Genomic DNA, 23624 nt, shown 5'->3' on the forward strand with positions numbered 1-23624 from the left:
ACGCTCGCTTGCCGTCCGTGGGCCGCGCCGCGCCGATCGGAAACCGCAGGCTCGGCCGCGCGCTCGCCGCGACCCTTGCCATGATCGTTGCCCTATTGTTCGTTGGTTGCGGCGGGGAAACCACGAGCCAGGCCAACTATGCCGATCGCGTGGTGGTCAAGAAGTCCGAACGCAAGATGCAATTACTCAATCGCGGCAAGGTGCTGCGTGAATACCGCATCGCCCTCGGCGATAATCCGCGGGGTCACAAGATGCGTGAAGGCGACGAAAGCACACCGGTCGGCGATTACCTGCTGGATTGGCGCAACCCACGGAGCAATTACTACAAATCGATCCACGTGTCTTACCCCAACGAGCGGGATCGTGCACTTGCCAAGCTGCTTGGCGTGGACCCGGGCGGCATGATCATGGTGCACGGAATGCCCAATCACATCCGCTCCGAAACGGTCAGGGCGGAGTACCGCAGACGCGACTGGACCAATGGCTGCATCGCCGTCCAGGACCACGAGATGGACGAGATCTGGCGGTTGGTGCGCGACGGCACGCCCATCCGCATTCAGGAATAGACGGGCCGTCTCTCTTGAGCGAATAATCCGGCCCCACTTGGATAGGGGGATTTGGGGACAGGATGCTTAAACCAAGTTTAACATCCGATTATTTGTCTCTTGATATCATTAGCTTATAGCGGAAAAAATCGGTCAGTGGCACTACAGCCGTGAAATTTTGTGAAGCGGGACGATTCAGACAATCATTTTTCACCTCCGCCATGGCCCACAGCGCCACCGACTCCACGCCCAAGCGGCGCGGGCGGCCGAGGAGCAGCCCGAAGCCAAATACGCGGCGCACGCAGTTGGGGCCTGCCCGGATTCTGATCGCTTCAACAGGGTGTCTCTGCGCTGATCGTGGCCCAAGGCTTGACCGTTATGGCGACCGCCGCCCATGCCCGACTGCGTCTTAAGCCCGTCGGCTGGGAGCCATGTGTCCCAGCCGACGGCGCGGGCTCAGGCCAGGAATAGCGCTATCGTTACCTCACCGCTCTTATGGGCGGAAATTGCTGTAGGCGCCGCCAGCGCGGTCATAGGTGTTCAACAGATCATCCTGCACGATCCACGCGACACCGTTGTCGGCTATCCCTCGCTACGGCTTGAAGTTGCTGTAGGGCCCGCCCACACGGTCGTAGGTGTTGCCGAAGTCGTCCTGCGTGATGTGCGCGATGCCGTTGTCCGGCGTGAGGACCAGGTCCCGTTCGAGCACCGGCGCCCGGAACTTCCAGCCTGGGGGAAGCGTCAGGCGGCTGCCGAGTGTCGGGAGCTCGTCGAACTTCTGATCTGGATGGGTGATGAGGCTGAAGGACTTCATGGCCCACGAGTTGCCCTCCGGATCATCCAGGATGAATACCTGCTTGCCCTTGTCGAAGCCGAACTTGGTGTGGCGCCCAACCGTGATGTTCTTGTAGTCGCCGCCTCCCGGTTTGAGACTGAGACCCTTCAGGTCCAACCAGTTCACCCAGCGCGCTTTCATGCCGCCAAAGTCCAACTCCTTGCCCATCTCGACCTCGATCCAGTCAAGTGTCCACATGCGGGGACCGTTCTTGAACGAGGCAAGCACGTGATACTGGTCCTTGAGCTCATTGACGTCGACCTTGTCCAGCAGCGCGGCGGGACATGAATCCCCGGTGGTGGCGCCGCCGTTGAGACCGTAGGTGTTGTAGACGTTCGCAGTGAGATCCTTGGTGATCGCATTCCCGCCGATGAGGAACATCTCGGTGTAGCGGTGACCACGCGTGTCCTTGAAGGTGAACGGCTTCGCGTCAGCGCCATCGTTCGGCAAGGTCACGACCAGCCGGGGATACAGGACGATGGCGGCGACGACGATGAGGGCGACGACGATGCCGAGCGCCCACTGGATGTTCTTGCTCATGTTCATGGTTCTCCACCTGTTAAAAAGCCATTGCGAAAGAGTCCGATCTTGCCTTCATCACGCTCTTGCTTCGACCTGCCGGTCGCGAGGGCCGCCGCCGTTGCGACGCCGATGGCGCCTATGGCACGTAGTTGCAGGCCGCGTCGTAGCCGCACCCCTGGTAGGTGTTGTTGAACTCATCCTGCGTCACCCAGGCCAGGTGGTTCGGCGCCGGCGGCTGGACGGTCAGTTCGCGGTCGAGCACCTTGGTGCGGAACTTCCAGCCCGGCGGCAGTTGCTTGAACTGGCTGCCCAGGTCCTTGAGGTTGGCCGCTGTCTCGCCTTTGTTCGTGAAGTTGGTCCAGGACTGCATGACCAGCACCTTGCCGTCGGGCAGGTCGAGCAGATAGACCCGGGTCCCCTTCTTGAACAGGTACTTGTTGTTGCGACTGATCTGGCCGGGGTGGTAGTGGCCGGCGCCGACCGCCTTCTTCATCACTTCCACCGGCACGACACCCATATAGGCCATCTTGACCGGCCCGAACTGCTTTTCCTCGCCGACCTCGTAGACCCAGAATTCGTCCCAGGTCCAGTAACGGGTGGGGTTGAGCCAGGCGTCTCTAGCGCCGTTGTCCTTGATGATCTGCGCCTTGTCCTTCTCGATCTGGGCGAACTGTTCAGGCGTGCAGTGGTCGATGCCGGTCGGGTTGTAGAAGTCCGCGACCGCGTTCTCCATGGAGGTCCCGTAGAACAGCCCCACCTCGCAGAACTGGTAGTTGGGCCCGGTCGCGTGGAGCTGTTTGCCGGGGATGAGGTGCTGCTTCTGTTGCGCGGCCATGTTCTGCTCGGCGGTGGCGCAGGCGCCGATGAAAGCGGCAGCCGATACGGCGGCCAGTACGGCCAGGCGGCGAGCTGTCTTTCCGACATGTTTCATTGGCATCTTCTCTGCTGTTGAATGTTGCGTCAGCACCTTGGTGCATCGGCTTGGAACCTGGGCGCCCGGGACGCGGTGGCTTCACTGCACCTTCTTCACCGGCGGCAACTGGTAGCTGCCGTCGAGCATCGCTTCCTGCGGCCAGAAGTCGCGCACCGTGAGGTTAAACGGGCCGCTCCCCGGCGCCGGCAGCCAGTTGGCTTCCTGGTCGGCGCCCGGCGAGGCGGACTGGATGTAGATGTCGAGCGACCCGTCGGCGTTGCGCTTGAGCGGCATCCAGGACGCGAGGTTGTAACGCTTGATCAAGTTGGGCACGTAGTAGCCGGCAGGGTCGTACATCGACACCGACCAGCCGACGTGCGTCGGTGGCGTCCGCCCCGGCTCGAAGTGCAGCAGATAGCGGTTGGCGGCGTCCAGCGGCTTGCCGTCGCCATCGTCGAACGCGGTCGGGTACGAGATGTCCACCGGCTGGATGCCGCCCAGGCCGATCAGCGCGATGCCGGCCCGCGTCTCGTAGTCGGTGCCATAACTGGCAAAGTCCTTCGGGATGACGATCCAGCCGTTGACGGTCTTGAGCTTCTTGACGCCCTTTTGCAGCAAACCGAAGGCGTCCATTGCACGCTGCAGGCCCTTCGCGGTGTCGGGATCGACCTTCGCGATGTCGAAGTCCTGGCCGGGCACGATGCCCAGCGTCTTGAGTTTCGCGACCATGGGGGCATCGGCGGGCGCTGGCGGGTTGTCCTTCATCAGCCGCGCCATACGCCCGAAGAAGGCGCCGGCGTCCATCTTCTGCACCAGCACGGTGGGCGGTGTCTTGGTGTCGGCGCCTGACGCCACCGGCACCGCGGCGGGCGGCCGGTAGGGCTTGCCCCAGGCCGAGAGCGGCGTCAGCTTGTATTGCCTTTGCAGTGCGTTGACCACGGCGTAGTCCTTGGGTCCGTTGGCCTGCATCTGGCCGTTGACCCACACGAAGCGCGTCGGCGAGCGGTAGACCTGCTTGAGATTGGCCGGCGGGGTGCCCTGCCAGCGCGGGCCGGCGATCAGGAAGCTCTGCGCGGTGGTGCCGGTGGTGCGCGGGCCGATCGATGCGAAGACGTTGCTCCACAGGTCGAACAACGCGATCACATAGTAGCGCCCGCCGGTGTCGGGCACCGAGAGCACCAGCGGCTCAGCGTCGAGGTCGGCCCAGGAGCAGGCGAACAGCGTGTCCAGGCCGGTGCGCGGCACGGCGCGAAACGATGCGTCCGGGTACTGCGTCATGACCGAGAACTGGTTCACCGGCGCGGTGAATTCGCCGGCGTTCGGCGCCGCGGTGGCGGCCTCCTTGGTGAGGTCCATCACGACGAGCGGGAAGCCGTAGACATAGGCCTGCACGCCGTAGAGCCAGTCCTCGCCCTCCTTGACCAGTCCGCAGCCGGCGGCAGCGGCGAGTAATGTCGCGCCGGCAAGCGCCAGCGCCGGGCGCCGCCGGCGTGGCGCGAGTACGTTCGAGCGAGCGACCATCTAGGGCACTCTCGTGACCGGCGGCGGCGTCCAGGTGCCGTCGAGGATCGATGGCGCCGATTGCTTCGGCGCATAGATACGCATCACGAGTTGGAACTTGCCCTTGGGCGCCGGCAGCCAGTTGGCCTCTTTGTCCTTACCCGGCGACTCGGCTTGCAGGTAGAACTCGACCGATCCGTCCGCGTTGGCGACGAGCCTGTCGCGCTGCGCCAGATCGTAGCGGTCGATCGCGTTCGGCACGAAGAAGAAGTCGCCGTCGTACATCGTGAGCGACCAGAACGCGTCGGCCGGCGGCAACTTGCCCTTCTCAAACCGGACCATGTACTTGTGCCTCTCGCCGTCGTATTCGTCGCCGCTTGCGTCCTTCTGCGACAGCGGATAGACGGCGTCACCGGGGCGGTTCCAGCCGGGGCCGAGCAGGTTGGCCATGCCCCGAGTCAGATAGTCGGTGCCAAAGTTGCCGACACCCTTGGTGAAGTAGAGCCAGCCGTTGGTGGTCTTCTGCTCCTTAAGGTGCAGGCCCATCTCCAGCAGGGCGAGCTTGGGGACCATCCGGATCGCCTCCCGGTCCAGGAACCCGAGCTTCTCCGGGTCGAATGCCTGGCCCGGGACCAGGCCGATCCTGGCCATGCGCTCCACCATGGGCGCGTCCTGTACCGTCGGTGGATTGGTCTTCATCAGCTCGGCGAGGCGTTTGAAGTAGTCGTCGATGTCCAGCGCATTGACCTGTTTACGCACCGCGGTCTTCATGTCGAACCCCCGGTCCACATTGCCCGGCGGCGGCGTGTAAGGCTTGCCGTAGGCGCTCAAGGGGACGACCGCGAACTGGTCCTGCAGGGCATGGACGGCCTGGTAGTCCTCCGGGGTGCCGGTGCTGTAGATGCGTCCGAGGAGCCACACCAGGCCGGTGGGCGACTTTACCTGCGTCGCCCCCTTGGGCAAGGGCCCCGACCAGCCCGGACCCGTAATGGCGTAGGTCTGCGCTTCGCCGCCCGTGGTGTAGGTGCCGGCCACCGCGATGACCTCCGACCAGCCGTCGAGCAGGGGCGCGATGTAGTACCGATCCCCCATGTCCGGGATGCTGAGGATCGCGGGCTCCGCGGAGACGTCGAGCCAAGCCTCCGTATACAGGGTGTCGGCGTTAGGTGCGGCGCAGCAGTGGTTGTCTACCGCCGGGTAGCTGCGCATCCGGATCATCTGCCCCATGGGGGCGTGCTCGGCATCCGGTTCGGCCACATTGGTCTGCTGCCGGTAACTTCTCAATAAGTCACGGCAAGCCCACGGGCTACCCTTGGAGAAACATAGACTTGCGGAGCCGCATCGGCTGTTTGCCGCGGGTTATTGAGAAGTTACTGCTGCCGGCGCGCCATGTCGAAGGTCACCAGGGGATAGCCGAAGATATAGGCGTCGGTGGCGATCTTGATCGCCTCCACCGCGCCCAGCCGCCCGGTCTCGGCCGCGCCGGCGGCGAGCGATAACGCCGCCAAGACCCCGCAGCACAGTGCGGCGGCTAAGCGCTTGATCGATATCATCATGGTTTTCATTCGGTGTCCTGCGACAGGGCGGCCGCAGCAGCGCTAGCGGCCGCGGTTGCCGACGGCACCCGGCTGGTTGATGCCGGGATCCCGGTGAACATTACCGGCCGCGCCGGGTTGGTTGATACCGGGGTCTCTGCCCGCTTCAGGATGAACATTTCCAGCCGCCCCGGGCTGGTTGATGCCGGGGTCGCGGTGTACGTTGCCGGCCGCGCCCGGCTGATTGACGCCGGGGTCGCGGTCGGCACCGACGGGGCCGTGGTTTCCGACTTCGCCCGGCTGATTGATGCCGCGGTCGCGTGCATGCAGCCCGGTGGAAACACTGGCCACCATGACCCCAAGGCACAGCGCGGCAGTCACGAGTTTGGTTGCTTTCATCGGCAGGCTCCTATGAGTGATTAAGAGACGTTCGCTTTACCACGGCGCCGAGCCACCCGGTCTGCGTCGCATTGGCGGCGAGCGGTCATGCCGCCAGCGCGGCGGCGCTGCGCTTGTACGCTTTCATCCGTGTCGCGACGCGCCATGGGTTTCCGAAAGCCTGCGCAGGCAGGGCAGTTGCCCCGCTCGGCGAGGCGGACTATTTCTTCAAGTCCTCGACCGCCTTCTGGTCTGCCGCCGCCTTGCCTTCCATGCCGCCCGCAACCGCGGCGGCGTCGACCGACTCCTGGGTCTTCAGCTTGGCGGCACGCTCATTGGCCGCGGTGGGGTCGGCTTTGGCCTTGGCCCGCGCCGCGGCGGCCTCTTGCGCCAGCTTGTCCGCCTGGCTTTGAAGGGTGTCAGCCTCCTTCTGTTCCGCGGCGGCGCCGGTGGTCACCGCGTCCGCCTTGGCGGCCGCCGCATCCTTTTCCTTGTAGGATTCCGCGGCAACGCTCCCGGCCAGGACGATCACAATGGCCGCAGTGGAGGTGACGATCAGATGTCTGAGATTCATTTGCGTGTTCTCCGATGTGTCAATGGTTGAGGGCGCCGCATTTCGGCGAGATACGACGAGATGCTAACTGAAGCCCATGGCTAGCAAGGTGAATGCGATTGGTCGGTTCATCAGTGACTCCTGCGTGCGGTTGAAGACCATTGCCTGACCAAGATGCGCCGGTGGGTCAACGCAAACCGACACCGCGTCCCCCGCGTCCGACACCATGGAAGCCGGGGCCGACGCCGCCCCCCACGCCGATCCAGTCAATGAACAGCGCGGTCGCCCCGCCTGACTTGGGCATGGGGCCTTCGATCAGCTTGTAGTTGTACACGATGTCATTGCCCTCGACGACCGGATGGCTGATCTCGACCACCGCCAGGGCGTTCTCTTTGCCCCCGGGCTCATAGACCGACAGCGTGGCGTTGGGCGGGTCGTTACTGAAGTTGTCCTTGCCGGCACTCGCCGTCCATTCCTCCAGATAGGCCGGCATGGCGATGTGTCCGGCGATGCGCACCGGGCGATCCGAGAAATAGACGGTCTGCTGGCCGACATTGACCAGACGCAGGGTCTTGTCGTCGGCCTTCAGATCGTCGGCGGTCTGCACGAACATCAGTTGCGGCTTGGGCTCCTGATGCTCTGCCGCACTGGCCAGAGGCAAACCGGTGGTGAGTGGGACGGCGGCCGTCAGCATCACTGCGGCAGCCAAGAATTTGCGTGTCGTCGTCATGTGTGAGCCTCTTTAAGCATGTGTGCGAGTCGAGTACCCAGGGGATCGGCCGGTCTCGTCAATTCGGGTCGAACCTGAACCTGGATCCGGGATAACCAAAGAAACACCTCACCAGCGGAATCCCAGGCCCAGGCCTGGACCACTGAAGGTGACATCGACGTCACCCTCGTCGAATTGGTACGAGAGGGCGCGCCAGGCGAGGGTGACTTCACCCCAGTCGAAGCGGTAACCCAGTCCCAGGATGGCCTGCCAGGTCCAGTTCGACGAGCCGGCCCCGATATCGGCGTAGAAGGGCATGAACCATCACTGGGGCTGGCGTCGGTGGCGGCAGCCCCGGCCATGGAACCCAGTGCGGCGAGCACCGCGGCCCCGGCCGCAAGCGGTTCGCGCAGGCGCAGGGCGAGTGGTCTGCGAGTGTGACTCATCTGTTTCCCCCCCCCCCCGTTCGCTTGGTTGTTCGGCAATGCCGCGATCGGTCCGTGACCACCGGCGGACCCCAGTGCTCATCCCCGGCGCTCACCTGCCGCGCCCCGGATTCTGGATGATTCGGCAGCCGGACCGATAGACATTTCGCGACATTCCTCCACTATCCCGCTGGGCTACTGGGGCTCGACGCCGGCGAATCCAGCAGGCGCGCCTCGCGTTGGGGAAAGGGGAAGCTCAACCCGGCCGCATACACCGCATCGTAAACGGCCGCCGCGAGATCGCTCTGCACCTGGTTTGCGGTGAAGTAGTCCGTCCAGGCCCGGAGCTCGAAGTTGATCGCACTGTCTGCATAGCCCTTGAACAGGCACCGGGGCGGCGGGTCTTGCAGGACCTGGGGATGGGCTCGCGCCACACCTTCGAGTAACCCGATCACCTCGGTCGGCGCCGCGCCGAAGCTCAGGCCCACCGGGAGATCCAGGCGCCGCTGCTGATCGCTCAAGGTCCAGTTGGTGACCTGCCCGGTGATCAGTTGGGCGTTGGGGATGATGACCTCCGACCCCTGCGCGGTGCGCACGATGCTGGCGCGGATGCCGATACGCCGCACCCGACCCTGCAAGTCCCCCACCTGGATCGCATCGCCGACATTGACCGGGCGCTCGAACAACAGGATCAGGCCGGAGACGAAGTTGTTGACCACGCTCTGCAGGCCAAAACCGATACCCACACCCAGGGCCCCCGCCAGCACGGTCACCTGGGTCAGGGTCACCCCCAACAGCCCAAGGGCCAGAAAGAAGGCGATGGCGAGGATCCCGTAATGGACGACGCTGGAGGCGGCATAGGACAGGCCGGCGGCAACCCCCACCCGTGGGTAGACCTCTTCCTGGAGCACGAAGCGGATCAGGGCCGACAACAGATAGGCCACCACCAGGGTGGCAACGAAGGCCAGGATGTCCCCGGCGGAGGTGCTGAAGCTGCCCAAGGCGTAGCGGGTACTGAGCAGCGTGTCGGCATGGGCCAGGGCGGGCTCCCACAGACCGAGGTAATTGAGGTAGCGGATCCACCAGCTCAGCACCGCCAGTCCGACAAGCAGTTGGTGCGCTCGCGCCTCGACCAGTGCCAGGTGGTGCTGCGCCATATGCAGGCACCGCAGGGGCCAGACACGCAGGGCATAGGCCGTCACCGCGGTCGCCACCGCGACCGCCGCATACAACCACAGGCCCTCGACGGCCCCCACCAGGATCGCCGGCGTCGTCAGGCGCGCCAGCCGCAGATAGCCCAGGAGACTGGCGAACGCGCCCAGCGCCAACCCCGCCAACAGCCCACCGGCCAGGACCCGCCGCAGCGGCGGTGTGCCCGGGCTGGCGGGCGCGTCCGTCGGCACTCGCCGTCGCTCGCGGGCGAGCCACCAAGCCAATAGGGTAACCCCGGCGACCGACTCCACGAACACGATGGCCTGGTCCAGGAGCGCCGGTATGCCACCGAAGGCGTGGCGCAAGGTATCCAGGGCGAACAGTGCTCCGACGGTATAAAGTGCCGGGGCCCAGCGGGGGCTGACCACCGGGCGGGCGATCAGGATGATCGGCACCAGCGCCAGGGCCAGGAACAGTTGCTTCACGCTCGCGGGCGTCGGGGCGGTGACCACCGTGGCGACCATCAAAGCGAGCAAGGCGGCGGCGGCGATGGGCCGATTCACGACCGGCGCGATCCGGGATACGTTACGACCGGCGGCGGCCCAATCGTCCACCTGGCCGCGCGCCGCCAGCAACGCGCCGAGGGCCACGATGAACAGACCGAGGTGCAGCGGCATCAGTTTGGACGGCTCCCGCAGGTACGCTCGCCAGTCCGTCCGATAGGCATCGACGACCTGGGACCAGCGGGTGGGCAGGGCCGCCCGTGCCTGGACCCACAGGCTGGGGCTCCACAGCGGCAGGTTATCGCGTGCCAGAACGCCCCCCACGGCGCCCTGTTGGAGCCTGGCGATCCTGGCCCTGGCCGTCTCGCAGCGCACCACCTCCAGGGCGATCCTGGCCTGAAGATCCAGTGTCTTGTCGCGCTGTGCCTGAACTCCTGGCAGGGCTGCGTCGATGGCGCCCAGAGTCGCCTGGACTTGTTGCAGGAGCGGCGCCGGGGCCTTCGTCATCTGACCCCCATCGCGGGTCAGCGCCCACCGCTGCTGGAGGGTGTCGAGCCGATCGCGCGACTGCTGGAGCCGGGTGACGCGGGCCGATACCAGGTCGAGCCAGGCGGTCAACTGGATCTGCTTGGCCCGCAACAGATCGTCCTGGGCCTGGAGCGTTTCGAGCGACGGGTGCTCGCCGAGCAGGGCCTCGGTGCGCTCCAAGGCGGTGCCAAGGTCCGCGCTGGCGGTGGTCAACGCCGCCTGGATGAGCTCCGCCTCGGGACTAGGCAGGGTGTGTTCCGCATCGATGCCGAGCAGGCGCGCCACCTCGGTGGCATTCGGGGCTATCTGCTCGATGGGAATTGCCGCGGGCGGGGCGTCCGCCGCCGGGACAAGGGTGCACCACAGGGTGAGGGCTGCGGCCAGCCAGGCGGCGGCTAAGACCGGCGAGCGGGAACTCCGGGGTCGGTGGCCCGGACATCGCAACCCCGCCAATCCTGCCCCTGACGCCCGCCAGGCCACCATCAATGCACGTAGACGCATCAGCCGTTACTCAGACGAGGGCATTGGCGGCGCGCCAGGCCAGCGGCGCGGTCCCGGACCAGCGCCGGAAGGCGCGGTTGAAGGCGCTGGGTTCAGTGTAGTCGAGTGCTGCTGCGATCTGCGCCACCGGCAGGCGGGTATCGCGCAGGAGCTGGCGCGCCATGTCGTAGCGCGTCACCGCGATCAACTCCTTGAAGCTGGTGCCCTGGTCCCGCAGGCGACGGTTCAGGGTGCGGGGATGGATAGAAAACAGCTTCGACACCTCCTCCAGGGAGGTCTCCGTTTGACCGGCACCGCCGACCAGCAGCCGGCGCAGCACGCGCCGCAATGGGTCGACGAAATCGCTACCGCCCTGTTCCGAAAGGGCGAGAATCTCCTGCATGGTCTGCTGATAGAGCACGGGGTCGGCGTCGTGCAGTGGGCGGTCGAGCCAAGCCGCGGCGAAGGCCACCGCGTTATGCTCGGCGCCAAACCTCAATCCGGTGCGGTAGAGGCGCTGGTAGGGCTCGCTATCGACGGGCCGCGGGCGGCACAGCCACACCTCGCTCGCCTGCCACCCTGGACCGGTCAGACCTTGCAAAATCCTGTAGATGATCGCCAAGGCGGCGTCATAGATTTGCTCGGTACCGGGGACCTCGGCCTGGTAGATCGTATAGCCCAACAGCGCCCGGTCGCCGCTGACCCACAGTGCGGGTACGGCTCCGCGGTCATGGATATGCAGAAACAGAATGATGTTGCGCAGGGCGGTGCCGAGATCGGGAGCATGGCGCGCAAGGTGCCCCAGGGCTCCCAGCACGGCCAGGTCTTGCCGCTCCCCGATCAGGAGTCCCAGATGAGGGCAACCGGTCCGGGTCGCGCACTGGGCAAGGAACCGGCCCCCGTCGGCAAAGGCGATGGTGTTCTCCGGGTCGGCGAAGAGGGCTGGGTCAAGCCGGGCCTCCGCGATCAACTGGCCCGGATCGTGGCCCATCTCCCTCAGCAACGCCGGTACCACGAGGAGCGGCGCCATGCGCACGCAACCCTCGTCCAAGAGGGCGAGATCGGCCAATGCGTGGCGACGGGCAGGGGATAGGCGCACCGTGGGATCGCTCCGGATGGCAAGTGGTAATTCCCTGTTCGTTTACCCTGTCTGTCGCGAAATGGCAAGGGCCCCGCGGATTGACATGCCATTGGTCAGCCAAGGGCTGGCGCTCAAGGCCGCGGTTCAGCGGCAGCGCGGTGTGTATCAATTGTCAGCCATAATCACCGCCCGCTCTAGTTCGCGGTCGCCGGATTTCTTTTAGCCGGTGGTGCCGACACGACTCTGGCGCCGACGTCCTTCAGCAATCGCTTGAACTCGGGCGAGTCCATGAGGATCGTTCCGGCCGCCGCGCGTAGGCGATCGACGGCCTCGGCGGGCAGCACAAACGACGTCGGCTGCTGATTCAGATAGTCCCGTTCCGCCTTGTCCTTCAGCATCGGGAACGACACGTCGATGGCGTAGATCTCGGCATCGGGAACGCGCAACGCAGCGGCGACCGCCGGGTTCTTGTTGGTCGCGAAGGCGGCCGAGTTGCGAATCCGACGTAACGTCTGCCACCTCGCCGCCGTGTCTCTCAGCAGTTTGATGGCCTCATAGGAGACGGCGTCGATCGGCGCGCCGGCGCGGCCTTGCGCAGAACGTCCGCGGTGCCGGGCAGGCTCTCGGACTGGTTCCAGTTGGTCGGCTGTCGAGCGCCTTGCCGTCGTACCCCAGGTGACCCGAACTCCGGCAGGACTGCCATCAGGTGCTCGCGCAGCGTCGCGATCATCCCGGTCACCATCCCCAGCGTTTCCTCCAATTCGATGACGTTGGCGAGACAGCGCAAGAAATTCCAACTCCCGGGCACCGCTGCGTGGGCCGCGTCCGCCGCCGCAGAGGCGATGGTCATCCGCCCCGTGTCGGCGTCCGGTACCAACTGCACCAGGGGATTCTTCTGGGTCGGACCCAGCCCGCCGGCAACCACCGGTGCCGGGAACCGCTTGCCTGGCCACCGTGGCGCACGCGCGCGACCGGTCCGACCACACTCCCGCCACCCGCCAGGGCGGCACAGTGCAACCCCTGGCCAGGGCAAACTCACCCCGCAACAGCCAACGCCAGCGCCCACCGGTGCTGACGCCGCCCGATGTCAGCCGGCAACAGGGTTATGCTTCAGGGCTGGGCACGCGGCGCGCACCTTGCGGAAGGCCTCCTGTTGTTGCTAGTCTGTCCGCTATGCCAGGTGAGGCGAGCGGGGCATGGAGCACGAGTGGGCGACTGGTCATCGCCTCGCTATGCTGATTGGAGTGAATGGCAATTGCCCACGCGGGGTGACGGCGGTCTGGGCGTCCCACTCGACATGCGCTCTACCCCCAAATGTATCGACGGCTATCGAGCCGGTGAAAGGATCCAGTTGGTGGTTTTACGCGCACCCTGTGGGTGAAGAATCAGGCGGAATTAGGGCGATTGCCGCCTTGCCCCCGACACCCTAATCGACGCTGGGCCTCCTGGCGATCATGCCACGGACTCGCCCCGCGGCTCCAGCCCGAAGGCATTGAGAACCCGGACACACAACTCCTGCGGGGTCCGCGCGATGACCTCGGCCGGAATGCCGTGCCGCGCGGTCAGCCGATCGAAATCCTCGAAGCCATAGGACACCATGAAGGGATACATGCCCGCACCCACGGCGGCCAGGTAATCCTTAGCCTCGTCGCCGCACGCATAGGCCCGGGCGGGATTGACGGCAAAGCGCGTGCGCAGGTCGCGGAACGCGGTGAGCTTCTCCTCGCTCAGCGGCAGATGCACAACAAAATCGAAACGGCCCGGATCGAACCCCTGACGGATAAACAGGCGCTCCAGGGTCAGCACGGGCTCGCGGGTGATGTTACGGGTGACGATCCCGATGCGCAGGTCCGGCTGTTGCGTGAGCTGCTGCATCAGATCCCTGATCCCGGCATAGAGCTCGGCCTGCTCGCGGTAGACGTCGGTCAGGGTGTCGATCAGCCGGGAGCGCTTGCGACCCGCGATCTGTTTGCGCAAATTGCGCGGAAACTCCTTGAGCCCCCCCAAATATTTGAACATGTTACGGCGTTTCTGGAAACGCACGAGCGGCCCGATGTCCATGCCGTGGAGGGCAAAGGTCTGGTCGATGGCGCTGAAGGCATCAATGGTGGTGCCGTCGGCGTCGAGGATCACCAGGCGGTCGTTGCTGTACATACTGGTCGGGTCCGGGGAGCAGGATATGCCGCCGCGTATTGTCCCCTTATGCCCGTCATCTTGTCACCGTTGAACCGAAAAAAGCTGTCGGCAGCCAGCTTTCCCCCGGACAGCCCCTTGTGTACGGGCGGGTTTGAAACCCGCCCCTACGTCCGGTTATCACGTCCGACGGCCATCCTAACCGCCCCCAGCCTCAGACACCGCCGCCAGCGCCTGGCGGGCGATGGCCAGTTCCTCGTTGGTGGGGATGACCAGGACCCGCACCCGGCTGTCCGCCGCGCTGATGGTCCGCTCGCCCCGTGCGGAGGACTGGTTGGCACCCTCGTCCAGTCGGATTCCCAGATTCTCCAGCCCCGTGCAGGAACGGCGGCGAATGTTCGCATCGTTTTCGCCGATGCCGCCGGTGAAGACGATGGCGTCCACCCGACCCAACTCGGCGTAGTAGGCGCCGATGTATTTCTTAATGCGCTGCGCGGTGATGCCGATGGCCAGTTCAGCAGCGTCATCACCATCGGCCGCCCGCCGTTGAATCTCACGCATGTCGTTGACTCCGCACAGCCCGAGGAGTCCGCTCTGGCGGTTCAGGAGATCGTCCAGCGCCGGTTCGTTCAACCCCAGTTGATCGGCGAGGTAGAACAAAATCGCGGGGTCGATATCCCCGCAGCGGGTTCCCATGACCAACCCCTCCAGCGGCGTCATCCCCATGGAGGTGTCGATGCTGCGCCCGGCACCAATGGCCGTGGCACTGGCCCCGTTACCCAAGTGCAAGGTGATCAGGTTGCACTGGTCGAAGGCCAACCCCAACACGGCGGCGGCGCGTTCCCCGACATAGTGATGGGAGGTGCCGTGAAACCCATAGCGCCGCACCCGGTAGCGCGTATACAGATATTCCGGGATGGCGTAGCGATAGGCGGTGCGCGGCATGGTTTGGTGGAACGCGGTATCAAAAACCGCCACCGAGGGCACCTGCGGAAAGAGCCGGCGCGCCACCAGGATCCCGTCAAGATTGGCGGGATTGTGTAGAGGCGCCAGCGCCGACATCTCGCGGATCGCCTCGACCACGGCGTCATCAACCACCGTCGGACGGTGAAAACGCTCGCCGCCATGCACCACCCGATGGCCGATAGCGGCCAACTCGGCCAAATCGGCCAGCACGCCGGCCGCCCGCAATCCGGCGATGATGTGGTCGATACCGTCCTGATGGCTGGGGATGGCGATGCCCTGCCTGCCGGTTTGCACAGGCCCATCCGGCGCTTGCCAAGTGTATTCGACCTCTCCTTCGGCCTCACCGATCCGGGAGACGACACCGGAGGCAATCACCTGCCAGCCCGAGCCCTCGAAGAGCTGAAATTTGATGGATGAACTACCGGAGTTCAGGACCAGAACCTTCATGTCGATTACCCTAAGCAACGCGTCAGAAATAAGTGAACCAACGGATACAATCGTTGTCGTTGTCGTAATCGGAGAACGATGCAATTCGTGATCATCGTTCCAGCCGGCCGCAGACGGTCCGCACCGCGGACGGTAACACCCTGATCTGTCAGGCCCGCTGTGCGGACCAACGGCCGCGCAGATCGCAAGGTGGCCGGGTTGATGACCAATGCCTCATAACCTCGATTACGACAACGACAACGACGGACGCAAATGCGCTTCCTAATGGACTCGTCTCGCTTATTCGTGAACGGTCCCTAGGGCGCGGTTGGCGGCTCAACCCGGCTCGCGCTGCACTTGGGCTTTCACTTGCACCAGAGCATCCGTCGTCACGCAAGCCGCTGATCGAGACCCGTCAGTCTGGGCCTGAATCGCGGTGATGGCGACGGTGTTGACGATATCGGTTACGGTGCAGCCGCGACTCAAATCGTTGACCGGCTTCTTGAGGCCCTGCAAAATCGGCCCGATCGCCACGGCCCCGGAGCTGCGCTGAACCGCCTTGTAGGTGTTGTTGCCGGTATTGAGATCCGGGAAAATCAGGACCGTCGCGTGCCCTGCGACCTTGCTCTCCGGCATCTTGGACGCGGCCACCCCGGGGTCCACCGCGGCGTCGTACTGGATCGGACCTTCGATCGCGATGTCCAGGCGCGACTCCCGAACGATGCGCACCGCCTCGCGCACCCGGTCCACGTCCTCGCCCTTACCGGAGGTTCCGCTTGAATACGACAGCATGGCAACCCGCGGTTCAACGCCGAAGGCGGCGGCCGTCTCCGCGGACGAAATGGCGATATTCGCGAGTTGTTCCGCGTTTGGGTTCGGATTGATTGCGCAGTCCCCGTACACCAGAACCCCGTTCGGCAGGCACATGAAGATGACGCTGGACACGAGTTTGGTGCCCGGCTTGGTCCGGATGGTCTCGAACGCGGGCCGGATGGTGTGCTGAGTCGTGTGGGTCGCCCCCGAGACCATGCCGTCGGCATCGCCCGCGTAGACCATCAGGGTGCCGAAATAGCTCACGTCCACCAGAGCATCGTTGGCCATCTCCTCGGAGATCCCCTTGTTCTTCCGCAGTTCGTAATAGATCCGGGCATAGCGCTCACGATCCGGGGAAACGGACGGATCGATGATCTCGATCCCTTCGAGCTTGAGACCGAGGTCGGTAACTCGCCGCCGAATCCGCTCCGGGTTGCCGAGCAGCGTCAAGTCAACCACCGAGCGGAGGGTCAGAATCTCCGCGGCACGCAGGATGCGCTCGTCGCCCCCCTCCGGCAGGACGATCCGGCGCCGGTCGGCCTTGGCCCGACGGATCAACTGATACTCGAACATCAATGGCGTAATCCGCCCGGACTGGCTCCCGCTGATCCGTGCGCGCAGGTCGTCCACGTCCACGTTGGACTCGAAGGCCCCCAGGGCCGTAGCGATCTTGCGCTCATCGCTGGGCATGATGGTCGCCTGGATACGGTTGACGTCCAGCACCGTGTCGAAGGTATCGGTCGGTACGCTCAGGATCGACAGCTTGGTACGCTCCAAGCCGGAGATCACGCGCTGCAGACTGGGCGCCGGGCGCAGACCGCCGGTCAGCAATAGCCCCGCAACCCGCGGACAGGAGATTGAAGCGTCGGCCGCCAGACACGCCAGGATGATGTCGGAGCGGTCACCGGGAGTGATGATCAGACAGCCGTCCTCGACATTATCCAGGAAGCCCGCCACCTCCATCGCGCCGACCTTGAAGGTGGCGACCGCCTGATTCAGGCTTTCACCCTCACCGCGCAGACACTCCGCCCCCAGGGCCTGGGCCACCTCACCCATGGTCGGCATCCCCAGGGCCGGGTCTTCCGGGATGATGTAAACATGCTCGTTCGCCAGCATCAGGGCGCGGATTCCCGCCTGCACCTCGGCCACGTGCTCCGGTGCGATCCCGTTGATGAAGCTGACGAGGAAGTCCCCGCCGCGATTGCGCATCGACGTGTGGGCCTGCTGCAGGGCGCGCAGGCACATATCCGGATTGCGCCGGAAGCCCTTGACTACCAGCACCAGGGCGCAGCCCAGATTGTTCGCCAGATCGGCGTTGAAGTCGAACCCGAGCGAAGGCACCTGCTCGTTGAAGTCAGTCCCGGCGCACACCACCAGGTCGCACGACTCCTTGAGCAAGGTGAATTTGTTGAGGATCAACTCCAGGAGATCATCGTAGCGGCCGGCCGCGACCAGTTGGCCCGCGGTCTGGGCGGTGCAGCCGTAGAGCATCTCCGGCGGGGATGGCAGGTTGTAACGGCCGCGGACCAGGTTGGTCAGGTTATCCTGCTCCACCCCCGCGGCGACCATCGGACGGAAAAACCCCAGGCGGAGATTCACCGTCGACAACATCTCCATGAATCCCAACACCACGGCCGACTTGCCACTGCCAAAACTGGCGCCGGCGATATAAACGCTTTGCATTGTTACACCTCAACAATAAGGAAGACGGCAACGCGGGGCGGACGGACCCTCGCGATGCTGCACTGCAACAATTGTCGCACGCGGACCCACCGGGCGACGAGCACTGTTCGCGTCCGCACGTTACAAAGACACGGCGGGTCCGCACGCTGTCAGGTTCCTGCGGACTTCAGCAACTCGAGCAATCGACAGGGGCGCTCCGCGACCTTGTTCATTGGATCACCGGAGACGAACAGGCTCACCGTCCCGTGAGCCGGAACCTGCATGTAGCCTTCGCACCGGATAGCCAGACAGACCCTTGGTGTCAGGGCGAGTATTAAACCTGCCCTTACGTCCGGTGATCACGTTCGACGGCTATAAACGTCAGGGGAGATCCTCACCATGCTGCCAAAGCTCGTGTTCGCTGAGATCGATATCGGCATTCCAGGAAACCGCGTACCCGCCCTGCTCGACCGCAACCCTCCCGAAGAGCGACTGATCTCTCAGTGGCGCAAACACCTCGTCATCGAGCAGAGGGGTGACGTCGTAGCGCTTGCGCCGCCCATCGGTGAAGGTCACGATCAAGCAATGGTTGGCCAGGGGCTCGACACTGACGATACGGGGCATACGCATCACATTGAGGGCTGTTTGCGCGCCTGAGTCTTCCACCGGATCTTCCACGGCCTGGGTCAGTGTGGCCCATTCAACGACCAGACTCTTCGCCCGGACGGGTAGGTGGCCGGCGATCATTTCCAGTGTCTCGACATCGAACAGGGCGTGGTCATCGCCGCAAATGACATGGAAATGGGGTGGCGAATGGTCGCCGGCGTACTGCTTGATCAGAATTCCATAGGGTCTGGCGATCTCTGGCATGTGCTCAAATCTCGTGTTACCGGGTCGGCGCGAGCCCTGCAGTGGTGGCCGCGACGCCAACTCGGATCGCACACAACGCTGAAGCGTCGGCGCTTGAAGGGGTCGTCTCGCGATTGGACCGGACATCGCGCTGTTTATTCGAGGTCACGGGCGTCCGTGACCAGCCGGAAGCTGCTGCCGCCCATCCGATCCTCAGGCAGGCCATCGAGGCGGAAATCGGCACGCGAAAAGCCCATGTTAACCCGCCAGGAGCCGCCGCGCAGAACTCGCGACTTATTCGGATCCGCGGTGACGATGCTGGGTTTGTCATACCGATTGCGACACCATTCCCAAGTGTTGCCGGCCAGGTCATAGACACCATGGGTGCTGCGGCCCGCGGGATACATGCCGACCGCGGTGGCACGGCCCACCCCGCCTTCATCGGTGTTCGCATGGTCCTCACGCCAATCCCTACCCCAGGGATAGATAAATCCGGGACGCGCGCCCTGCGCCGCCCATTGCCACTCCCACTCGTCCGGCAGGCGGATCTCATAACCCATGCGCGCACTGAGCCAGCGGCAAAAGGCCGTGGCCTCGAACCAGCAGACATAGGTGGCCGGATAGTTGCCGTGACGGCGCATGGCACCGCTCACCGGGGGGCTCTGACGCAGGTTTTCCCACCACCGGGGAGAGTCGAATCCGTCCTCGGCGTTCAGAAAGGTCTGAAATTGGCATTGAGTCACCGGATAGGCCGCGATCCGGAACGGCGCGACGGGGAAGAGTCCATGCCCCTCGATCCGTACCTCCCCCGCCGGAATCCGGCACCAACGGATGGACGGGAGGCCCGCCGCCACCCCGACCCCAGGCCGCGGATCACCGATCTGGGCGAGCCGCAAGCCGATTTCCTCGCGTTGGACCGGCTCTACTCGCGAGCACAACAGCTCACTGAGCAGCCACTCGGCCTCCGGGGTCAAAAACGCGGCAATGTCGAGGTTGCGCTCCAGGTCATCGAGCAGACCGGCCTCGGCCAGCAAGACACGGGATGATTCCAGGATCTCGTGGCGCCAGCGCAATTCCGGCGGGTAGCCGATCGCGGCCCAGGTACGCGCCTCCACGTCGATCAGCGCCTGGGTGGTCAGGGCCTCGCGACGGCGCTCGATCCAGTGGCGCAGGGCCGGCCACTCTTGCAACAGGGATTCGTGGACAAACTCGACCGTCCCGTGCTCACCTTCGCCGATCCGCACCAGTCGAGTGTCTTGCGCCGCCAGCGCCCGCACCAAGGCCGCGAGCTGCGGATTCTCGGCGAGTTGCCGCCATTCACCGCGCCGCCGGGCCACGGTGCCATCCTCGGTCACCGTCAGCAGCCGTGCGAAAAGACCGGGCAGGGCGCGCTGAGCCGCGGCTCCGGCGCGTTCGAGCGCGCGCTCCGCCCGCCTGGCGATCACGCTCTTGAGCCCATCCAGGCGTTGTTCCTCGTAGACGTCCAAGGCCATACGCCCGACCGATCGACTCTGGTCGTACAATTCCTTCAGGGTATCGGCCATCAGCGCCAGACCGCCGGACTGCGTGGTCACGTCGTGCAGGAGGCGCGTGACCAACGCGGGCTCGATCTGCATCGGCGCACCCAGTTCGACTTCGGTCAACGGCCCCAGGATCATCCGCTCCAGGGCTGGCCGGGTCGGCGGCGCCAGACAGTAAAGCCCGCCGCCATTGAGGATGCGCGTGAGGTCCGGCAGCGCGCAGCAGCGGTGCATCAGGTCCGCCCGCAGGGTACCGAGCACCCGCAGCCGCGGCAACTCGAGCGCATCGACCAGCATTTCGAGAAACTCCTCCGCCAGCTCAGGGTGAACCGTGGTGAAGAACTCTTCGAACTGGTCGATGATCAGCAGCCAGCAGGCCGCCGCGGGGCGCTCGGCCAGACAGCGCTCCAGCAGGTCGGACAGGGCTTCGGCGCCGTAACCCTTGAGCGCCGCCGCCTCGGTCGGCGCGTCGAAAGCGGGCGCCCCGGACTCGCGCGCCAGCCCATGCGTCAGCGCCAGGAAGGGATCGCCCCCTTTACCGGCCGGAAACATCATGCTGACTTGCCAGGCCCCGGCCTGAGGCACCCGCGGCAGGTCCCCGGCCGCGAGTCGCGCCCGCACGCCGGCCCGCACCAGGGACGACTTACCGCAGCCGAGCACCCCGGAGACCAGCGTCAACCGCGGACCCGCGGGGGCCGTCAGTCGGCGCAGGAGATCGCGAGTCTCGGCACGGCGACCGAAGAAAATCGGCGCCTGCCAGGCTTCCAGCGGCACCAGTCCCGGGTAGGGCTCCTGTTCCCAGCGTGATCGATGAGCGCCGCCTCCCGGCGCCGCGCGTTCGGCCGCGAGCGCAGCGGCAATCTCACTCAGGAGCCGCGACCCTCCCGCCCCGCCGGCCCCCAACTCGCGCAGGTTCTCCACCAGTGCGCCGGCTCCCACGCCGCCGCCCGCGGCAAGGATCAGATCGATCAGCAGGTCCGCCGCCGCCTCCGCAGTCGGCGGCACGCGCGCCGGGTCCGCGGGGGTGAGGTCCCAGATCAGATCGGCGAACAAGGCACGGCGGGCGTCGGCACCACGCCAGCGCGGCAGGCCGACGAGCAACTCGCGCAGGCTGTGGCGGATGTTGATGTGCATCGCAGCAGTTCCTTGGAACAGACAGGGCCGGAGAGAGCGCAGTGGCGGATAAGGACGCGCATCTTAGTCGTTTGTCACCCTCGCTGTCCGCGCCGGGCGGACCAAGCCGCCGAAAGTCCCGATGAAGGTCGGCAAACACTTGTATCGATTACGGGAGTCGCGCTATCTTTCGCAGCTTCGCCTATCTGTCAAGGCGGTTTCCGCGATCAGGAACCGCCTTTTCGTTTTTCAGGACGCCGCCCGCCGGGTGTCCCAGCGCCGATGAGGCAGGGCCTGCGCCATGAGCGAACCCTTGATGATGACCTACCAACGCCTGCCGGTGACCTTCGATCACGGCGCCGGCGTCTGGCTATGGGATGAGAACGGTAAGCGTTACCTGGACGCCTTGGCCGGCATAGCCGTGTGCGGACTCGGCCACGCCCATCCGGCGGTGCGCGACGCCTTATGCGAGCAGGCCGGGCGCCTGGTGCACACCTCCAACATCTATCGCATCGCGGAGCAGGAGCGCCTGGGTGCAATGCTCACCGCCTTGTCCGGAATGGATCGGGTGTTCTTCGGCAACTCCGGTGCCGAGGCCAACGAGGCGGCGATCAAGCTGGCGCGCCTGCATGCCCATCACCGCGGCATCGAGAATCCCGCCATCCTGGTCATGGAGAACAGCTTCCACGGCCGCACCTTGGCGACCCTGAGTGCGACCGGCAACCGCAAGGTGCAGGCCGGCTTCGAACCGCTGGTACAAGGGTTCGTCCGCGTGCCTTACGACGACCTGGCCGCGGTGGAAACCGCCGCCGCCAACCGTAAGAATATCGTCGCCATCCTGGTCGAACCGATCCAGGGTGAGGGCGGCATCAATATCCCCGCGGACGGCTATCTGCCTGGCCTGCGCGCCATCTGTGACCGTGAGGGCTGGCTCCTGATCTGCGACGAGATCCAGACCGGGATCGGCCGCACCGGCCGGATGTTCGGCTTCCAGCACACCGGCATCATCCCGGACGTCATCACCCTGGCCAAAGGCCTCGGCAACGGCATGCCGATCGGCGCCTGTGTCGCCCGCGGCGCGGCGGCCGAGGTCTTCGCGCCCGGTTCCCACGGCTCCACCTTCGGCGGTAACCCGCTGGCCTGCCGGGTCGCCAGGGCGGTTCTGGAAACCATCGCCGCCGCGGATCTGGTGGCCCATGCCGCCGCGCGCGGTGCCGCGCTGCTCAGCGCCTTGCGTGAGGCACTGGCCGGGATCCATGGCGTCGTCGCCCTGCGCGGACGCGGACTGATGCTCGGCATCGAACTCGACCGGCCCTGCGGCGCCCTGGTTGGTCTGGCCCTGGAAGAGGGCCTGCTGATCAACGTCACCGCGGAACGGGTGGTCCGACTCCTGCCTCCCCTGATTCTCGACGAGCCGGAGGCCGCCCACTTGGTCACGGGTTTGAGTGCCCTGATTAAGCGTTTTCTTGGGGCCCACTAGGGGCTCGAACCGGTGTCGCGCACCCATGGCGCGCACCCGATCCCATGCGGAGAATGGATCACCGATGCCAGCTACCCCGACCGCCTGTCGGCACCTCCTGTCCCTGTTCGACCTGAGCCCCGAGGAAGCGCGCACCCTGCTCGCCCGCGGTACCGAATTGAAGGCCATGCGGCGCCGTGGCGAAGACTATCGCCCGCTGCGAGACCGGACCCTCGCGATGATCTTCGAAAAATCATCGACCCGCACCCGCGTCTCGTTCGAGGCGGGAATGGCTCAATTCGGCGGCCATGCCATCTTCCTCTCGCCGCGCGACACCCAACTCGGCCGCGGCGAGCCCATTGAGGACGCCGCGCGGGTCATCTCACGCATGGTCGATGCGGTCATGATCCGCACCTTCGACCAGGAAACAGTCGAGTGTTTTGCGGCCCATTCCGTGGTCCCGGTCATCAACGGCCTGACCAACCGCCTGCACCCCTGCCAATTACTCGCCGACATGCAGACCTACTTCGAGCACCGCGGCGATATCCGCGGTCGCCAGGTGACCTGGATCGGCGACGGCAACAACATGTGCCAGTCCTACATGGAAGCGGCGCGGCTGTTCGATTTCTCCTTGCGCATCGGCTGCCCCGCGGGTTTCGAACCGGAGGCCCAACTGCTGAGCGCGGGCGCCGACCGCTTCACGGTGGTGCACGACCCGCTGGAGGCCGCCCGCGGTGCCGACCTGATCGCCACCGACGTCTGGGCCAGCATGCACCAGGAGGGCGAACTGGAGAACCGCCTGGACCTGTTCTCCCCCTTCCAGGTCACCGACGCGGTGATGGCAGCCGCGGCGCCGGACGCGCTCTTCATGCACTGTCTGCCCGCCCATCGGGGTGAAGAAGTCGCCGCCTCGGTCATCGACGGACCCCAATCCGTGGTCTGGGACGAAGCCGAAAACCGGCTGCATGTGCAGAAGGCGCTGCTGGAGTTCCTGCTCGTGCCGGGGCACTGAGTCCAACCGGAT

The 23624-nt window shown here is 65.3% G+C and carries 21 protein-coding genes; 3 read left to right on the forward strand and 18 right to left on the reverse strand.

Annotated features, from left to right (window positions below):
* The first annotated feature begins 17 nt into the window (after nucleotides 1-17).
* The gene (locus QZY03_RS16860) at nucleotides 18-566 is read left to right on the forward strand and encodes a L,D-transpeptidase family protein (RefSeq protein ID WP_295583073.1); all 549 of its coding nucleotides are present in this window, start codon (nucleotides 18-20) and stop codon (nucleotides 564-566) included.
* Nucleotides 567-1137: 571 nt separating this feature from the next.
* Here QZY03_RS16860 and QZY03_RS16865 read toward each other — a convergent pair.
* The 18 genes from QZY03_RS16865 to QZY03_RS16950 form a co-directional block, all read right to left on the reverse strand.
* The gene (locus QZY03_RS16865; RefSeq protein WP_295583075.1) at nucleotides 1138-1920 is read right to left on the reverse strand and encodes a hypothetical protein; all 783 of its coding nucleotides are present in this window, start codon (nucleotides 1918-1920) and stop codon (nucleotides 1138-1140) included.
* Between the two features lie 118 nt (nucleotides 1921-2038).
* Nucleotides 2039-2833, reverse strand: coding sequence for a hypothetical protein (locus tag QZY03_RS16870; protein WP_295583077.1), 795 nt, complete (start codon nucleotides 2831-2833; stop codon nucleotides 2039-2041).
* An 81-nt stretch (nucleotides 2834-2914) separates the two neighbouring features.
* Entirely contained in the window at nucleotides 2915-4336 is a 1422-nt protein-coding gene (locus QZY03_RS16875; protein ID WP_295583079.1) for a DUF1254 domain-containing protein, read from the reverse strand.
* Nucleotides 4337-5572 carry a DUF1254 domain-containing protein gene (locus QZY03_RS16880; RefSeq protein ID WP_295583081.1) on the reverse strand — a complete coding sequence of 412 codons (1236 nt, stop codon included), beginning with the start codon at nucleotides 5570-5572 and terminating at the stop codon, nucleotides 4337-4339. It lies immediately after the preceding gene.
* A gap of 113 nt (nucleotides 5573-5685) precedes the next feature.
* On the reverse strand, nucleotides 5686-5871 hold the full coding sequence (locus QZY03_RS16885) for a hypothetical protein (RefSeq protein ID WP_295583083.1): 186 nt from the start codon (nucleotides 5869-5871) through the stop codon (nucleotides 5686-5688).
* 42 nt (nucleotides 5872-5913) lie between these two features.
* A complete protein-coding gene (locus QZY03_RS16890) occupies nucleotides 5914-6249 on the reverse strand; it encodes a hypothetical protein (RefSeq protein WP_295583085.1) in 336 nt (111 codons plus the stop codon).
* 199 nt (nucleotides 6250-6448) lie between these two features.
* Nucleotides 6449-6802: a hypothetical protein gene (locus QZY03_RS16895; RefSeq protein ID WP_295583086.1), complete on the reverse strand. Its 354-nt coding sequence runs from the start codon at nucleotides 6800-6802 to the stop codon at nucleotides 6449-6451.
* Nucleotides 6803-6968: 166 nt separating this feature from the next.
* Entirely contained in the window at nucleotides 6969-7511 is a 543-nt protein-coding gene (locus QZY03_RS16900; protein ID WP_295583088.1) for a hypothetical protein, read from the reverse strand.
* Between the two features lie 108 nt (nucleotides 7512-7619).
* A complete protein-coding gene (locus QZY03_RS16905; RefSeq protein ID WP_295583090.1) occupies nucleotides 7620-7808 on the reverse strand; it encodes a hypothetical protein in 189 nt (62 codons plus the stop codon).
* 289 nt (nucleotides 7809-8097) lie between these two features.
* The gene (locus tag QZY03_RS16910) at nucleotides 8098-10599 is read right to left on the reverse strand and encodes a mechanosensitive ion channel domain-containing protein (RefSeq protein ID WP_295583092.1); all 2502 of its coding nucleotides are present in this window, start codon (nucleotides 10597-10599) and stop codon (nucleotides 8098-8100) included.
* Between the two features lie 10 nt (nucleotides 10600-10609).
* Nucleotides 10610-11677 (reverse strand): AraC family transcriptional regulator, encoded by a 1068-nt coding sequence (locus tag QZY03_RS16915; RefSeq protein ID WP_295583094.1) that lies wholly within the window; start codon nucleotides 11675-11677, stop codon nucleotides 10610-10612.
* Nucleotides 11678-11853: 176 nt separating this feature from the next.
* Nucleotides 11854-12105: a hypothetical protein gene (locus QZY03_RS16920; protein WP_295583096.1), complete on the reverse strand. Its 252-nt coding sequence runs from the start codon at nucleotides 12103-12105 to the stop codon at nucleotides 11854-11856.
* 89 nt (nucleotides 12106-12194) lie between these two features.
* The gene (locus QZY03_RS16925; protein ID WP_295583097.1) at nucleotides 12195-12584 is read right to left on the reverse strand and encodes a hypothetical protein; all 390 of its coding nucleotides are present in this window, start codon (nucleotides 12582-12584) and stop codon (nucleotides 12195-12197) included.
* A gap of 527 nt (nucleotides 12585-13111) precedes the next feature.
* Complete coding sequence (locus QZY03_RS16930; RefSeq protein WP_295583100.1) at nucleotides 13112-13813, reverse strand: HAD family hydrolase; 702 nt, start codon at nucleotides 13811-13813, stop codon at nucleotides 13112-13114.
* A gap of 177 nt (nucleotides 13814-13990) precedes the next feature.
* Nucleotides 13991-15205 (reverse strand): acetate/propionate family kinase, encoded by a 1215-nt coding sequence (locus QZY03_RS16935; RefSeq protein ID WP_295583101.1) that lies wholly within the window; start codon nucleotides 15203-15205, stop codon nucleotides 13991-13993.
* 315 nt (nucleotides 15206-15520) lie between these two features.
* The gene (gene pta, locus QZY03_RS16940; RefSeq protein WP_295583103.1) at nucleotides 15521-17680 is read right to left on the reverse strand and encodes a phosphate acetyltransferase; all 2160 of its coding nucleotides are present in this window, start codon (nucleotides 17678-17680) and stop codon (nucleotides 15521-15523) included.
* Between the two features lie 360 nt (nucleotides 17681-18040).
* Complete coding sequence (locus QZY03_RS16945) at nucleotides 18041-18529, reverse strand: DUF2442 domain-containing protein (RefSeq protein ID WP_295583105.1); 489 nt, start codon at nucleotides 18527-18529, stop codon at nucleotides 18041-18043.
* 134 nt (nucleotides 18530-18663) lie between these two features.
* On the reverse strand, nucleotides 18664-21162 hold the full coding sequence (locus QZY03_RS16950) for an SUMF1/EgtB/PvdO family nonheme iron enzyme (RefSeq protein WP_295583107.1): 2499 nt from the start codon (nucleotides 21160-21162) through the stop codon (nucleotides 18664-18666).
* A 280-nt stretch (nucleotides 21163-21442) separates the two neighbouring features.
* Here QZY03_RS16950 and QZY03_RS16955 point away from each other — a divergent pair, with 280 nt between their 5' ends.
* Together QZY03_RS16955 and argF are read left to right on the forward strand one after the other, a co-directional pair.
* On the forward strand, nucleotides 21443-22621 hold the full coding sequence (locus QZY03_RS16955; protein WP_295583109.1) for an aspartate aminotransferase family protein: 1179 nt from the start codon (nucleotides 21443-21445) through the stop codon (nucleotides 22619-22621).
* Nucleotides 22622-22685: 64 nt separating this feature from the next.
* Nucleotides 22686-23612: an ornithine carbamoyltransferase gene (gene argF, locus QZY03_RS16960; protein WP_295583111.1), complete on the forward strand. Its 927-nt coding sequence runs from the start codon at nucleotides 22686-22688 to the stop codon at nucleotides 23610-23612.
* The last annotated feature ends 12 nt before the right edge of the window (nucleotides 23613-23624 follow it).

It is taken from the genome of uncultured Lamprocystis sp. (assembly GCF_903933125.1).
In the GTDB taxonomy this organism is placed as follows: Bacteria; Pseudomonadota; Gammaproteobacteria; order Chromatiales; family Chromatiaceae; genus Thiodictyon.